The 13,665-nt window shown below is 59.3% G+C and carries 12 protein-coding genes; 7 read left to right on the top strand and 5 right to left on the bottom strand.

The window, feature by feature from the left end:
- Window positions 1–2 precede the first annotated feature (2 nt).
- Window positions 3–956, top strand: a complete 954-nt coding sequence (locus tag KHY18_RS18030; RefSeq protein ID WP_213302942.1) for an alpha/beta hydrolase — start codon at window positions 3–5, stop codon at window positions 954–956.
- A 16-nt stretch (window positions 957–972) separates the two neighbouring features.
- On the opposite strand, the gene KHY18_RS18025 is transcribed toward KHY18_RS18030, so the two are convergent.
- The 4 genes from KHY18_RS18025 to KHY18_RS18010 form a co-directional block, all read right to left on the bottom strand.
- Window positions 973–1,260, bottom strand: coding sequence for a type 2 periplasmic-binding domain-containing protein (locus KHY18_RS18025; RefSeq protein WP_213302940.1), 288 nt, complete (start codon window positions 1,258–1,260; stop codon window positions 973–975).
- 354 nt (window positions 1,261–1,614) lie between these two features.
- The gene (locus tag KHY18_RS18020; protein WP_213302937.1) at window positions 1,615–3,198 is read right to left on the bottom strand and encodes an ankyrin repeat domain-containing protein; all 1,584 of its coding nucleotides are present in this window, start codon (window positions 3,196–3,198) and stop codon (window positions 1,615–1,617) included.
- Between the two features lie 398 nt (window positions 3,199–3,596).
- The gene (locus KHY18_RS18015; protein ID WP_213302934.1) at window positions 3,597–4,559 is read right to left on the bottom strand and encodes an IS110 family transposase; all 963 of its coding nucleotides are present in this window, start codon (window positions 4,557–4,559) and stop codon (window positions 3,597–3,599) included.
- 386 nt (window positions 4,560–4,945) lie between these two features.
- Entirely contained in the window at window positions 4,946–6,223 is a 1,278-nt protein-coding gene (locus KHY18_RS18010; RefSeq protein WP_213302931.1) for an ankyrin repeat domain-containing protein, read from the bottom strand.
- An 870-nt stretch (window positions 6,224–7,093) separates the two neighbouring features.
- Between KHY18_RS18010 and KHY18_RS18005 the strand changes: the two genes are divergently transcribed.
- Entirely contained in the window at window positions 7,094–7,807 is a 714-nt protein-coding gene (locus KHY18_RS18005) for a DUF1294 domain-containing protein (RefSeq protein ID WP_349630314.1), read from the top strand.
- Window positions 7,800–8,360, top strand: a complete 561-nt coding sequence (locus tag KHY18_RS18000) for a GNAT family N-acetyltransferase (protein ID WP_213302928.1) — start codon at window positions 7,800–7,802, stop codon at window positions 8,358–8,360. Before KHY18_RS18005 ends, KHY18_RS18000 begins: the two co-directional genes overlap by 8 nt.
- Here the strand turns inward: KHY18_RS18000 and KHY18_RS17995 are convergent.
- The gene (locus tag KHY18_RS17995) at window positions 8,357–9,580 is read right to left on the bottom strand and encodes a GGDEF domain-containing protein (RefSeq protein ID WP_213302925.1); all 1,224 of its coding nucleotides are present in this window, start codon (window positions 9,578–9,580) and stop codon (window positions 8,357–8,359) included. The two genes, KHY18_RS18000 and KHY18_RS17995, sit on opposite strands and share 4 nt — an antisense overlap.
- A 350-nt stretch (window positions 9,581–9,930) precedes the next feature.
- Between KHY18_RS17995 and KHY18_RS17990 the strand changes: the two genes are divergently transcribed.
- From KHY18_RS17990 to KHY18_RS17975, 4 genes are all read left to right on the top strand, one after another.
- The gene (locus KHY18_RS17990) at window positions 9,931–10,353 is read left to right on the top strand and encodes a MarR family winged helix-turn-helix transcriptional regulator (RefSeq protein ID WP_349630313.1); all 423 of its coding nucleotides are present in this window, start codon (window positions 9,931–9,933) and stop codon (window positions 10,351–10,353) included.
- Window positions 10,354–10,428: 75 nt separating this feature from the next.
- Window positions 10,429–11,640 (top strand): MFS transporter, encoded by a 1,212-nt coding sequence (locus KHY18_RS17985; protein ID WP_213302918.1) that lies wholly within the window; start codon window positions 10,429–10,431, stop codon window positions 11,638–11,640.
- Entirely contained in the window at window positions 11,637–12,842 is a 1,206-nt protein-coding gene (locus KHY18_RS17980) for a multidrug effflux MFS transporter (RefSeq protein ID WP_249729211.1), read from the top strand. The genes KHY18_RS17985 and KHY18_RS17980 overlap by 4 nt, the downstream gene beginning before the upstream one ends.
- Window positions 12,843–13,123: 281 nt before the next feature.
- Window positions 13,124–13,624 carry a hypothetical protein gene (locus KHY18_RS17975; protein WP_213302915.1) on the top strand — a complete coding sequence of 167 codons (501 nt, stop codon included), beginning with the start codon at window positions 13,124–13,126 and terminating at the stop codon, window positions 13,622–13,624.
- Window positions 13,625–13,665: the final 41 nt, after the last annotated feature.

The following is a 13,665-nucleotide window of genomic DNA, read 5'->3' as shown; positions in this document are numbered from 1 at the left end:
CCATGGCCCTGGACGCTGACATCGCGCGCTATCTGCAGGCGCAGGCCCGGATGCCCCAGCCCGCGACACCGCCCACGCTGGCGCAGCTGCGCCAGGCCACAGACGCCGGACTGCGCGCCCTGCACGGCCCGCAGGAGCCCGTCGCGCGCACCGGGAACTTCACGCTGCGCGCGCGCGACGGCGCCCCGCTGCGCCTGCGTCTCTACTGGCCGTCGGCCCATGGCGGGACCCAGCCGGCGCTGGTCTTCGCCCATGGCGGTGGCTGGTGCCTGGGTTCCATGGAGCTCTACGACAACCCATGCCGCGCGCTGGCCGTGGCCACTGGGGCGGTGGTGATCTCGGTGGATTACCGGCTCGCGCCCGAGCACCGCTTTCCGGTGCCGCTGCACGACTTCTGCGATGCGCTGGCCTGGACTTTCGCGCAGGCCCAGGTACTGGGACTGGACCCCCGCCGCATCGGCGTGGCCGGCGACAGCGCGGGCGGCAACCTCGCGGCCGCGGCCTGCCTGGCCGCACGGCAGGGCGACGGCTGGGGCGCGGCCGGTGCGCCGGCGATTGCGCATCAACTGCTGCTGTATCCCGCGCTCGATGCGGCGATGGACTCGCCGTCGTTCGACAGTTTCGGCGAGGGCCACGCCCTGACGCGTGCGGCAATGGCGTACTGCTACGGCGCCTATCTTGCGCATCCCGCGCAGGGGCGGCTGGAGCAGGTGTCGCCGCTGCGTGCCGACAGCCTGGCCGGCCTGCCGCCGGCCACGGTGATCAGTTGCGAGTACGACCCGCTGCGCGACGAGGCCGAAGCCTATGCGCGGCGCCTGCAGGGCGAGGGCGTGGCGGTGCAGGCCGTGCGCCTGCCGGGAATGGTCCATGCGTGCATGCACATGCTGGGGCTGGCGCCCGCGGCGCGGCGGCTGTTCGACGAGGCCGGCGCCGCCGTTCGACGGGCGCTGGGCTAGACGCTGTCCTGCAGCGTCACGGCGCGGAGGGCTGTGCGCGCGCCGCCGCGAGGCAGTCTTCCAGCGCCGCGATCAAGCGCTCGGATACCAGCTTGACGATGGGACCAATCGGCTTGGTCGCATCCACGGCCACGGCGATCTCCTGGGGTTCTGCGCCGCGATCGCGCACCGGAATGAAGACCAGCTGGCCCGAGGCCAGCTCGGCCGCCACGTCCAGTTCGGAAGTGAACACCACATGCTGGCCGCCCAGCGCCAGCTGCGTGACCCGCTGCAGCGAGTTGGCTCGGTGAAGAAACAGCTGCATGACATAGGGATGGAACTGGCGCCCACCACGCCGGAACAGTTCCGCCAGACCAGTGCGCAGGAGACAGGCTTGTATGGTTTGGTCTCCATCAACCAAACTTCAAAAAAGAAAGGGCGAGGAGCTGGGATGAGGACATCGACTGGCTCGTCGTGCCCATCCCACCCGTTTCGCCCTGAGCCCGTCGAACAGCGTTTTGGGATGAAACCTTTCCTGTTCTCCCGCCCATGGCCCTCAAGGTGATTCTTTCGCGCACTATGGCTTGAGCAAGCCAGGTCGCTTGGCATCTTGCAGAGTCCAGACATCGCACGCGCAGGATGCGATGTTTTGCGCCGGGTGCGACACCTGTTTCTGCGTTCAATATTCCGGCGTGTTGCCAATCAAGACCGCATCGACATTTTCGTCGGTAGCGGCTGGCTCAAGCAAATCAGCAGGCGCTTGTGCGGTTTCGCTGGCATCGGGTTTGTCGGTTGTCGGCAGCTCCTCGTCGATTGCCCCATTCTCAGCAATGAAATGCACTAGTGCGCCCAACGTGGTCTCGATATGAATCGGTGATTCCAGGTCGTCCATCAAGGCAGTAAAAAATACCTTTTCTTCGGGGGTTTCGAGCTTGTGATTGTCCTTGTCTTTTTTGTAAATTGTCTCGCAATATTTTTCCGAATTCAATTCGTATTGAGCGAAGTATTTACTGAAGAATTGCTTGATAAGAATTTCTTCTAGCTGAATTAATGATGCTCTATCAAGGGAGATTTTTTCGTCGATTTTTTCGTCGATTTTTTTGAGGATTTCTTCTATCCAGGGCTTTTTGCTGGTTTCCTTCTGGGCGTTTGTGACGATCTTCACAGCGGTTGCTTTCTTCTCGGTGTGGCGTTTTGCGTTGAAAACCCCTCCCAGATCCTGCATTAAATCCAATTCGATATAGTTGCCTGTTTCCACAGCCGTATTCAATTTGTTGGAAATGAAGGCCTTCTTCTCTTCAGAGTCTTGGATTGAATCCCGTAAAATATTAACAAGATTCAAATGCTCAGCATTAATTTTACTAATGGCTGTCTCCAGCGCCAGAATCTGTACAAGGGTTGAATCAGAGATTTTGATTCCCATCTCATTGGGAATTTTCTCGCGCGCAGTGTTTCTCAAGGAGTCTTCTGTGTCGATATTGCCGCCAGCCAGTATATTTAAGAAATCATAGCTTCCGAAACAGAGATGAATGTGGTTTGTTGTTATTTTTGACCCGGCGGCCACTACTGATTCTACAATTTTCATTTTTTCGCGCATGCTAATGCCTTTACGTCCGAGACACCGTATCGCTTGCAGCGGATCATCGAACCGGTTTTCATTGGGAAATGAATTGACATCCGCTTTGGCTTTTATCAATAGATCTACCATTTCAGAAGTACTGTTGAGGGCTGCATTTCCAATAGGTGTCACTCTAAGGCAATCAACTTCATTGGGATCTGCGCGATGTTTCAAAAGTAATTCGGCTAGGTCTAAATCATTTTTTAAAACCGCACTCGTCCATAGAGAAAATGTTTCTGGATTAAGAATTTTTGTATTTGCACCTTTTTCCATCAGTAAATCAATGATTTGATATCTAACTGAAGAGGATTTGGGTTTAAGCTCTGAGATTGCCAAAAATAACGGTGTATACCCACCAAATTTGTTAAGGCGATCGATATCTGGCTTGCACTCGCGATCTAACAAAATCCTAACCATTTCTGGCTGTAATTCAGATACGGCCTTATGGATAATTTCATATCTATTTAAAATATAAGATGAAAATATGCGGTCGTTATCATTGATGATTTTTTTAAACGAAGATAAATCGCCGATGCTTATGGCAGAAATCAAACTTTCGACTGCGGCTTGGATTTTGTCTGGCGCAGGTGGCGACGTATGGGTGCGTGGGAGGGCGGTCTCTTCTGCAGAATTTCCGAAGTTCATGGTGTTGATCCGGGGAGGTGATGAATGAACAAAGCATGTCCGTTCTTCGACATTTGGCCCTGGAACCCGCTGCTGCTCAGGGTGACTGGCAGCAGGCCATGGCGTCTGAAAAGGGAAGCGCTGACAGCTTTTGCTAATGAATATTATAAACTAATAGTCTATAGCTATCAATGGGGCGTGCGATACCGAACCATGGGGGTGTAGATCTTTGGATGGGGCATGCAAGGCTCAGGGCGAACGGGGAACTGTTCACGCTGAACGTAGCTGGACAATTGCTGAAGGTGAACAAAGCTGCGAAAAACGGCAGAACGCTTAACGCAAACCATAGAACCTCAGGGCGGACGTACTGGAGGTGTCGTGCCCTCCACCCGGTTCGCCCTGAGTAACCGTCTTTGAAGTCAAGCTCCGTGAAGTGATTTGTCCCAAGGCTTGTTAGTTTTGACCATCGCGTTGAGCGTGGTTAGCCGCTTGCGCATGCAGGCTACCAAGGCGACCTTGGGCAACTTGCCAGCGGCCCACAGCCGGTCATAGAAGCACTTGTTGGCCGGGTTGTACCGCGCAGCGGTGAGCGTCGCCATGTAAAGCACGCGGCGTATCTCGAAGCGTCCGCCCTGCACGCGTCGTCGGCCCCTGGTGTTGCCCGAGTCATTGGCAATTGGGGCCACACCGACCAGAGCCGCGATCTCGCGCCGATTAATTTTCCCCAGCTCAGGCAGCTCAGCGATCAATGTTGCACTGGCTACCGGGCCTATCCCCACGGCCGAGCGCAGCAGCTTGTCCAGCTCGGCGTAGTGCGCCTGGACATGGCCTGCCATCTGGACTTCGACGTCATCGAGTTGCTTGCGGATTGCCTCGATCATGGCCTCAATGCTCGGACGAACGATAGCGATGGCCAATTGCAACCGCTGGCGCTCGGACAGCATCATTGCCACAAGCTGACGCCTGCGCGTGACCATAGCGGCCAGTGCCTGCTGCTCCTTATCAGCCAGAGGACTTATGAGGCTGCCCAAGTCGTCGCGACGTAGCAACACGCCCGCGAATTGCGCCAACATTCGCGCGTCGATGCGGTCTGTCTTGGCCAGCCGCCCCATGGACTTGGCGAAGTCGCGCGCTTGGCGAGGATTGATCACCGCCACGGGCAATCCTGCAGCCTGCGGAGCGCAGGCCAGAGTCGCTTCGTAGCCGCCAGTGGCCTCCATCACGACCAGTGCCACGCCCAGCGGCTTTAACGCCGCTGCCAGGGCCGAGTGAGCCTCAGCATCGTTGTCGAAACGCTGGCCATCGAGCTTGGCGCCCAGCACCCAGACATCCACGTGCGCCTTGGCGACGTCGATGCCCACCACCACAGAGGTAATAGACATGGTCTTCCGCTGCCTCGCTTGTAAATGCGCTCTCGGACGAGCCGGCGCGCGTAAACGTTCGGGCTTCAGAAAGACCAGCACGATGACCGTGCGCGATGTACTCAGGGACGGGCTTCAAAACCCCAGCTTGTACCAGGCTGCACGGACTGGTCTGGTCACCTCAACGGCAACTAAACTTTAACGCGCTGGTCTGAGTTGAAACATACAAGCATGTCGAAGAGCGTTTTAGGACGAAACGTTTCCTGTTCGCCCGCCCATGGCCCCCAAAGTGATTCTTTCGCGAACTATGGCTTGAGCAAGCCAGGTCGCTTGCCATCTTGCAGAGTCCAGACATCGCACGCGCCGGATGCGATGTTTTGCGCCGGGTGCGACAACTGTTTCTGCGTTCAATATTCCGCCGTGCCAATCAAGACCGCATCGAGATTTTCGTCGGTAGCGTCTGGCTCATGCGATTCTTCTTTCGAGGGCGTTTTGCTGGTTTCCGTCTGGGCGTCGTTGACGATCTCCACAGCGGTTGTTCCCGTCTCGGCGTGGAGTTCTGCGCCGAAAAGTACTCCCAGTTTCTGTGGTGCATTCAGTTTGAGATATATACCGTTTTCCTCAGCCGTTTTCAATCTGTGGGAAATGAAGGCCTTCTTCTCTTCAGAGTCTTCGATGGAGTCCAGTAAAACCTTAACAAGATTCAAATGCCCCGCATCAAATTCTCTATTAGCTATATCCAGCACCAGATTCTGTTTATAGTTCAATTGCCACGCATCAAATTCTATATTGGCTGTCTCCAGCGGCAGATTCTGTTCATAGGTTGGATCAGAGATTTGAATTTTCATATTATCGAGAATTACCTCGCGCGCAGTTATTCCCGAGGAGTCTTCTGTGTCGATATTACCGCCAGCCAGTATATTTAAGAGATCATTATCTCCGAAGCACCAATCTATGTGGTCTATTTTTATTTTTGAACCGGCGGCCACTATTGATTGTACAATTTTAATTTTTTCGGGCGTGTTATCCTTGCCACATCCGACCCCCAGTATCGTGCGCAGCGGATCATTGAACAGGCTTGCATTGAGAGGTGAATTGACTTCCGCTTTGGCTCTTATCAATAGATCTACCATTTCAGAATTTCTCTTGTCGGCTGCATGTCCAATCGGTGTCGTGCCATATATATTAGTTTCATTGGGATCTGCGCAATGTTTCAAAAGTAATTCGGCTAGGGCTAAATCATTTGTGGAAACCGCAGTCGACCATGGAGTAAGTCCATTTGGAAAAAAAACTTTAGTATTTGCACCATTTTCCATCAGTAAATCAATGATTTGATAGTGATCTGAAGAGGAGTCGGGTTCAAGCTTTTCGAATGCGAGAGATAACGGTGTATGCCCAGTGCTGTGAAGACCGTCGATATCTGGCTTGCACTCGCGATCTAACAGAGTCTTAACCATTTCTGGCTGTAATTCAAATACGGCCTGATGGAGAATTTCATGTTTGTTTAAAATATCAGATGAAAATATGCGGTCGTTATCATTCATGATTTTTTTAAACCAAGATAAATCGCCGATTCTGATGGAGAAAATCAAACCTTGGACTGCGGCTAGGATTGTGTCTGGCGCAGGTGGCGCCGTATGGATGCGTGGAAGGGCGGTCTCTTCTGCAGAATTTCCGAAGTTCATGGTATTGATCCGGGGAGGTGATGAATGAACAAAGCATGTCCGTTTTTCGACATTTGGCCCTGGGACCTGCTGCTGCTCAGGGTGACTGGCAGCAGGCTATGGCGTCTGAAAAGTGAAGCGCTGATAGCTTTGGATAACGACGAGTGTATATCGATAGTTTTAGGATATCAATAGGGCGAGCGACACCGTATTTCGGGGTGGCGATCTTTGGATGGTGCATGCAAGGCTCTCAAGAAACAGCTTTTTTCGTCAAGTAAATCAATGACTTAGCGATGGTCGGATTTGTGCAAACAGCGTTTATTCAGTCGCGATTTGCTTAAAACGAATAGCTAATGGCCGTTCGCCCTGAGCCTGCCTGGCCGGCCGCGTCGAAGGGCGTCTCATACCTACGCAGTGCGCCCATTCATCCTTCGACAGGCTCAGGACGAACGGGATTTTTAGGCCATGTCTGGACCTGCTTCTTTCAACCGCCTTGCGAGGCTCAGGGCGAACGCGGAACTGTTCACGCTGAACCTAGCTGGGCAATTGCTGAAGGTGAACGAAGCTGCGAAAAACGTAAGAACGCTTGACGCAAACCATGGAACCTCTCAAGAAACAGCTTTTTTCTCCAAGTAAATCAATGGCTTAGACATGGTCCGATTTATGCAAACGGCGCTTGGTCAGTCTCGATTTACTAAAAACGAGTAACTAATGGCCGTTCGCCCTGAGCGGGGCAAGCGAGCCAAAGTCTCGCAGGGCATTAGAAAGAAACAGCGGGCCTCTCCCCCGTTCGTCCTGAGCGGGGCCGCCAGCGCCATCTGCGTTCGCATGAATTGCGGGTGAGCGGTGGCTTGATGAATACCGGCAGAGCCTACTGCTGCGGAAGTTATAGTGAAGCTTCAGCAAGCGCTCCCCAATATTCAACGCTGCCAAGCACGCCGCAATCGGTGCTGGATATATCCTCAAGCAAGCTCAGAAATCATGCACTTTGAAGGCATTGTTAAATCCTGGAACGACGACCGAGGCTTTGGCTTCATCGACCCCGGGCAGGGCGGGCAGGAAATTTTTTTCCATATCAAGGCCTGTCGCGGACTGCGCGGTCGCCCGCAGCCGGGGCAGCGGGTCACGTTCCAGGTGGAGGTGGGCGCGCAGGCCAAGAAGCGCGCGATCAACATTGAAGGGCTGCCGTCGCCCCGCAAGATCGCGGTCAAGACGCAGCGCGCGGGGCCCCCACCATGGGGCCCGGCCAGCGTGCTGGCCATTCCATTGTTGCTGGTGGTCGTTGCCGCGGGCTACCTGTTAGGCCAGCCGCCACGCTGGGCCCTGTGGGCCTATCCGGCATTGAGCGCGCTGACTTTCATCGTCTACGCCTTCGACAAGTCAGCGGCCCAGCAGGGCGGTTGGCGAACCTCCGAGAACAAGCTGCACCTGCTGGCCTTGATCGGCGGCTGGCCAGGCGCGCTGGTGGCCCAGCAAGTGCTGCGCCACAAATCATCGAAGGCGGAGTTTCGCGCGGTGTTCTGGGCCACCGTCGTGCTCAATGTCTTCGCGTTCATTTTCCTGGCAAGCCCTTATGGCCAGTCGCTGGCCGGCATCCATGGCTGAATCCGCCGTGTCGAAAGCACAGCGCATTCGCATCGCCGCACTTTGCGCGCAGGACGCGCCGCGCTATCGGGCGCTGATGCTGCACGCCTACCAGGCCGCGGCCGATGCCTTCACATCGACCCCCGAAGAACGCGCCGCCGAGCCGCTGTCGTGGTGGCTGGCGCGCATCGCCGACCCCAAGGGCCTGAGCCACGTGTTCGGCGCGTTTCTTGGCGACGAACTGGTGGGCACGGTGGCGCTGGAGTTCGCCGCCAAGCCCAAGACCCGGCACAAGGCCCATCTGATCGGCATGTTCGTGGCGCAGGCCGCACGCGGCTGCGGCGCGGGCCGGGCGCTGCTGCAGGCGGCAATGGGCCTGGCCGGCGATCGTCCCGGCGTGCGCGTGGTGACGCTCACGGTCACCGAAGGCAATGCGCCCGCCATCGCGTTGTATGAGTCGTTCGGGTTCCAGGCTTTTGGGGTCGAGCCCCTGGCCATCGCCACGCCCGAAGGCTTCAAGGCCAAGGTCCATATGTGGCGTGAACTGCCGCCGGCGCTCGGCGGCGCGGCCTAAGCCCCGGTCTCCACGGGCTGGGCCACGGGTGTCTGTGTCTGCGGCGTGCAGGCAGCGGGAGCGGCCTGGGCGGATTCGATGCGATTGCGCCCGCCCGCCTTGCCGCGGTAAAGGGCTGCGTCCGCTTGCTGCATGGCATTCTCCAATGCCTGGGCACTGGTGAATTGCGCTGAAATGCCTATCGTGGCGGTGATGCGCAGCGCCTGGTCGCAGCCCGCCACCTCAATCGCCTGGTCTTCGAGGGCCGCGCGCAAACGCTCTGCGAGGCGCAGTATGCCGGCTTCGTCGGTGTCCAGGCAGATGGCCACAAACTCTTCGCCGCCGATTCGGCCTGTGAGGTCGCCGCGGCGCACCGTGGCGCGCAGCACCTGCGCCACATGGCACAGCACGGTGTCTCCAGCCTGGTGGCCATGGCTGTCGTTGATGCGCTTGAAATGGTCTACATCGAGCAGCAGCAGGTAAGCCGGTGCGGCGTTGCGCGCGTTGAAATGCTGCTGCAGCGCGTCGTCCAGGCCGCGGCGATTGAGCAATCGCGTCATGGGGTCGCGTGCCGCCATGTCGCGCAGGTCATCGGTCAGGCGGCGCAGTACCAGCCAGATGATCGAAGGCGGCAGCACGGTGGCCAGCGACGACATGTAGATGTAGAACATCAGCTGAAAGCTGCTGTCCATCTGCAGAGCGTCCAGACCGCCGGTGACGATCTTCACGAACTTGATCGCGTTGAGTATGCAGATGCCGCCTATCAGCAGCGCAAAGAGGAACATCTCGCGGTGCAAGTCCTTGGCAAAAGTGCGTACGCCATAGATCACCGTGAGCGTCATGACCAGGAACAGCAGCGCTGACATGCCGGAAAGCATGGCGTGGCGCGCCACCGGCCCCAGGCCCCATTGCACCAGCACCTGCGCGCCGACATAGGCCAGCGCAAACGCCATCAGCGGTCGCCACAGCGGTACGGCCTGGCCGAAGAAGCGCATGGCACCGAGCCAATAGGCGATGGGGGCGGCAAGGGTGAGCGTGTGGTTGACCACGCTCATCAGGCTCCAGGCCGGCCTGCCTTCGGCCAGCTGCAGCACATAGGCCAGGCCCAGCAGGAAATTGCCCAGGGCAAAAAGATCCATGCCCATCTTCTTGCCGTGCAGGCGTTTGCTGAAGAGCAGGAACATGACCGTGAAGCACAGCAGGTGCGCGCACAGCATGCCGACGAGAATGGTTGCAAGCATGTTGACGTGGAAAGAAAAGGACGCAAGGTCTGCGCGCGCAGGCGTGGCGGCCGGGGATGGGCCAGCAACGCCTCACTTGTCGTGCCCGGTGACCGATGCCATGGCCTGGGGAAATGGAGAGCAACGGCGAAGTCTAATGATTTTCCTGCGGATTCCCTCTCTCTCTTTATTACAGATCCTGCGCGGCTGAAGCCCGTACCAGGGCAGATTGCTGGCCGCAGGTGACAGGGCTTTGATCTGTCGCAAGGTTTTTGTCAGCCTTCAAGCACTCCGGGAAAACCCGTGGCAAAATACTTTGCATGCAAACTAACTCACCGATAGACGCCGACTGCGCACCTGAGTCATCTCAGGTGCGTTCTCGTTTCGGGCTGCTGATCGGCAGCGTCTACCGGCAGTGGCGCCGCCAGGTGGACTTGAGTTTCAAGGACCTGGGCCTTTCCGATGCGACGCGCACGCCTTTGCTGGTGCTGTACGAGCAGGGCGGGCCGCTGCGGCAAAAGGACCTGGCCGATGCGCTGTATCTGGACAGCTCCTCGCTGGTGCGCGTGCTGGCCCAGCTGCGTGAAGCGCAGCTGGTCGACTGGGACTGCGACCCCGCGGACCGGCGCACCAAATGCATTGCGCTGACCGACAAGGGCCGCGAGATCGCGGCCTTGATTCTGGCCAAGAGCATGGAGATAGAGCGCACGCTGCTCGCCGATCTGTCCGAGCAGGAGCAGCAGGTGACGCGCGCCGTGCTGGTGAAGATTTCGCAACGTTTCGCGTCGTTCTGACGCCGGTCGCATGCCAAGAACAAGGCCTGGGTTCTTACCCTCAACCAGGCCCAGCAGAAGAAAAACGGTAGAAAAATGAAATTGAAAGCATCGCCTTTTGCCTGGGTGAGTTTTGCGATGATCGTCGGCGTCATGGGCACGGCGCTGATCAGCCCGCTGTACGCACTCTACAAGGAAGCCTGGGATCTGCAGGCCAGCGACATTTCGCGCATCTATGTGATCTACATGGGCGGCGCGCTGTGCACGCTGCTGTTTCTCGGGCGCCTGCCCGATCGCGTGGGTTTCCGGCCGGTGATGATGTTCGGCCTGGGCATGGCGATCATCGGCACCTTCATCAGCCTGATCGCCTGGGATGTGACCAGCCTGAGCGTGGGCCGCCTGATCGTCGGCGTGGCCTCGAGCATGGTGACCACGAGCGCCACGCTGGGCCTGGCCAAGCTGTCGCCGCCCGGCAATGTGCAGCGCGTGGCGATGATGAGCGGTTTCCTGATCGCGCTGGGCTTTGGCGTGGGCCCGCTGGTGGGCGGCGTGGTCGGCCAATGGGCGCCGTATCCGCTGGTGACCACCTATGTGCCCACGCTGGTGCTGGCCGCGCTGGGCATGCTGGCGCTGGCCAAGCTCGAACTGCCAGCCAACGCCTCGCCCAAGGACCAGCAGCCGCTGCAGTGGAGCGATGTGCTGCCCAAGCTGACCTGGCCCACGGGTGAAGCGTCCAAGGCGTTTGCGCTGACCAGCAGCCTGCCGTTCCTGGCGTTCGGGGTCTTCGGCCTCTATGCCTCCATGTCGCCGCTGTTCCTCGACAAGCTCGTTCCCTGGCATGGCCCGGCCGTGAGCGGCACGGCGATCGCCTTGATCCTGCTGATGTCGGCCTGCACGCAGATTCTCGCCGGCCGCATGCCCACGCATTGGTGCGGCGCGCTGGGCCTGGTGAGCCTGGCGCTGAGCAATGCCTTGCTGATGATCAATCTCTGGGCCGGCTCGGCCACGCTGTTCGCGCTGGGCGTGCTGTTCACGGCCGCGGGCCATGGCATGAGCATGCTCGCGGGCATGAGCATGGTCAACCGCATCGCGACGCCGGCCAATCGCTCGGGACTGCTGTCGACCTATCTGGTGATCGGCTATGTCGGCAGCATGGTGCCCATGCTGGGCATAGGCTGGATCGCCGACAACTGGGGCATGGACGTGGCCGTGCGCACGTTCTGCGCCATCGTCATCGTGCTGGGCTCGACGGCCGCAGTGTTCTTTCAGCGCCACCCACGCATGCAACCCGCGCTGCTGCCTGCATGACCCAGCCGACCCGGGCGCCGATGTGGCTGCTGGTGCTGGTCACGCTCAGCGGCACCATGGCGATGCACATTTTTGTGCCTGCCCTGCCCGTGGCCGGCGAGGCGCTGGGCGCGTCGCCCGCGAGCATGCAGCAGACGATCACGCTGTACGTGATCGGGCTGGCGCTGGGTCAGCTGATCTATGGGCCGGTGTCCGACGCGCTGGGCCGGCGCCCGGCGCTGCTGCTGGGGCTGTCGATTTATTTCAGCGCGGGCGTGATGGCCTTGTTCGCGCCTTCGCTCGAGTGGCTGGTGATCGCGCGGCTGCTGCAGGCGCTGGGCGGGGCCGCCGGCATTGCGCTGGGACGCGCCATCGTGCGCGATACGGCCCACCCCCAGCGCGTGACCAAGGACCTGGCGCTGCTCAATCTGCTGACGCTGGTCGGCCCGGGCCTGTCGCCGATTCTTGGCGCCTACCTCGCCGACCACTTCGGCTGGCGCGCCATCTATGTCTTTCTGGTGCTGAGCGGCAGCGTAATGCTGCTGTTCACCTACCGCATACTTCCCGAAACCAATCTTCAGCGCAGGCCGCTCAAGGTCGGCTCCATCGCGCGTGACTACCGCCAGCTCGTGACCCACCCGGGGTTTGCGGGCTATATGCTGGGCGGCGCCTGCATCACGTCGGCGCTCTACCCTTATCTGGCTTCGGTGCCGTATATCGTGCACGGGCAGATGGGCCTGCCTATCAGCGCCATCGGCTGGTTCGCGGCCAGCACCATCGTCGGTGCGAGCCTGGGCACGTTTCTCACCCGCCGCATGTCCGGGCGCTGGCCGGCCGATCGCTTCCTGCTGCTGGGCGCGGGCCTGGGCCTGGTCATGGCGAGCACGCTGCTGGTCTTTCATCTGCTGGGCTGGCTGACGCCCGCTTGGCTGCTGGCGATCACCGTCACCATGACGTTCGGCGCGGGTTTCGCCAGTCCGGCGGCGCTGGGCTGCGCGCTGTCGGCCGTGCCGTCGCTGGTCGGATCGGGCGCCGGCCTTTATGGCTTTGGCCAGATGGCGATGGGCGCGGTGGGCACGCTGCTGGTCGGCTTTGGCGATGATCCTGTGATCTCCTGCGCGGTGACACAGATCTGCATCACGGCGCTGGCGCTGACGAGCTTTCGCTTTGCGCGGGCGTATGGGGTGTATGCGACGCGCCAGGCCGGCGGCCTGCAGGGGTAGTTCTTCTCCTACCCAATTAATAGATTTAGTCTATTGTTGTTTGTTTTTGAATAGTTAAAGTATGTGCTGGTTCTGAGCGGAGGACGGCCAAGAAACGCCGCCAATGTGCAAGCTTCTCAGCTTGCCGCCCGTGGCGCTGACAGGCGCGAGTGCCGCACACCAGACCCTCGCACTTTGCGTTCGTGGTAGCAAGGTGTGATTCAAAAGGTCGGTCCATTTCTGGGCCGGCCTTTCTTTTTATTCATGGGTCGGGCCCAGCGGCCGACCGCACAGGAGGACCGATGGACGGGCTTACTTTTATCGCCGAGATGAGCAAGGCCATGGCCTGGCCCCTGGCCGTCGTGGCGCTGGCACTGATCTTTCGCCCGCAGTTGCGCGCGCTGCTGGCGCGCATCAGCAAGGGCCGGCTGGGGCCGGCCGAGTTCGAGTTCGAACAGCAGCTGCAGATGCTGGCCGCGCAGTCGCCCGGGCCCGGGACTGCTGGCGCCAGCGCAGGCGTCGCGGCCGTGATGCTTTCGGCCGGGTCTGCGCGCCAGGCGATTCTGGCGGCCGGGCGCAATCTGGAGCACCGTGCCCAGGCCGGCATGCAGTCGCTTTGCGCCTACGATCTTGCGCTGTACCAGCAATTGCGCGGCTTGCGCGACCAGGTGAGTCAGCGCGTGGATTTCAGCCCTTCGCCCGAAGCCGCGGGCACTTATGTGCAGTTGGCGCGCGGGCTGCAGGCACGCATGGAGCAGGCGCGCATGGAGCAGCAGGCCCACCCCGTCGAAAAAGCCGCTTAGAGCGGCTAACACAACCCTTGCTACGTCGTTGCGTCGCCTTG

Source organism: Acidovorax sp. CCYZU-2555 (assembly GCF_018413525.1).
In the GTDB taxonomy this organism is placed as follows: Bacteria; Pseudomonadota; Gammaproteobacteria; order Burkholderiales; family Burkholderiaceae_C; genus Comamonas.
The sequence above is the reverse complement of the archived record's forward strand: the minus strand, read 5'-3'. Positions and strand labels throughout refer to the sequence as shown.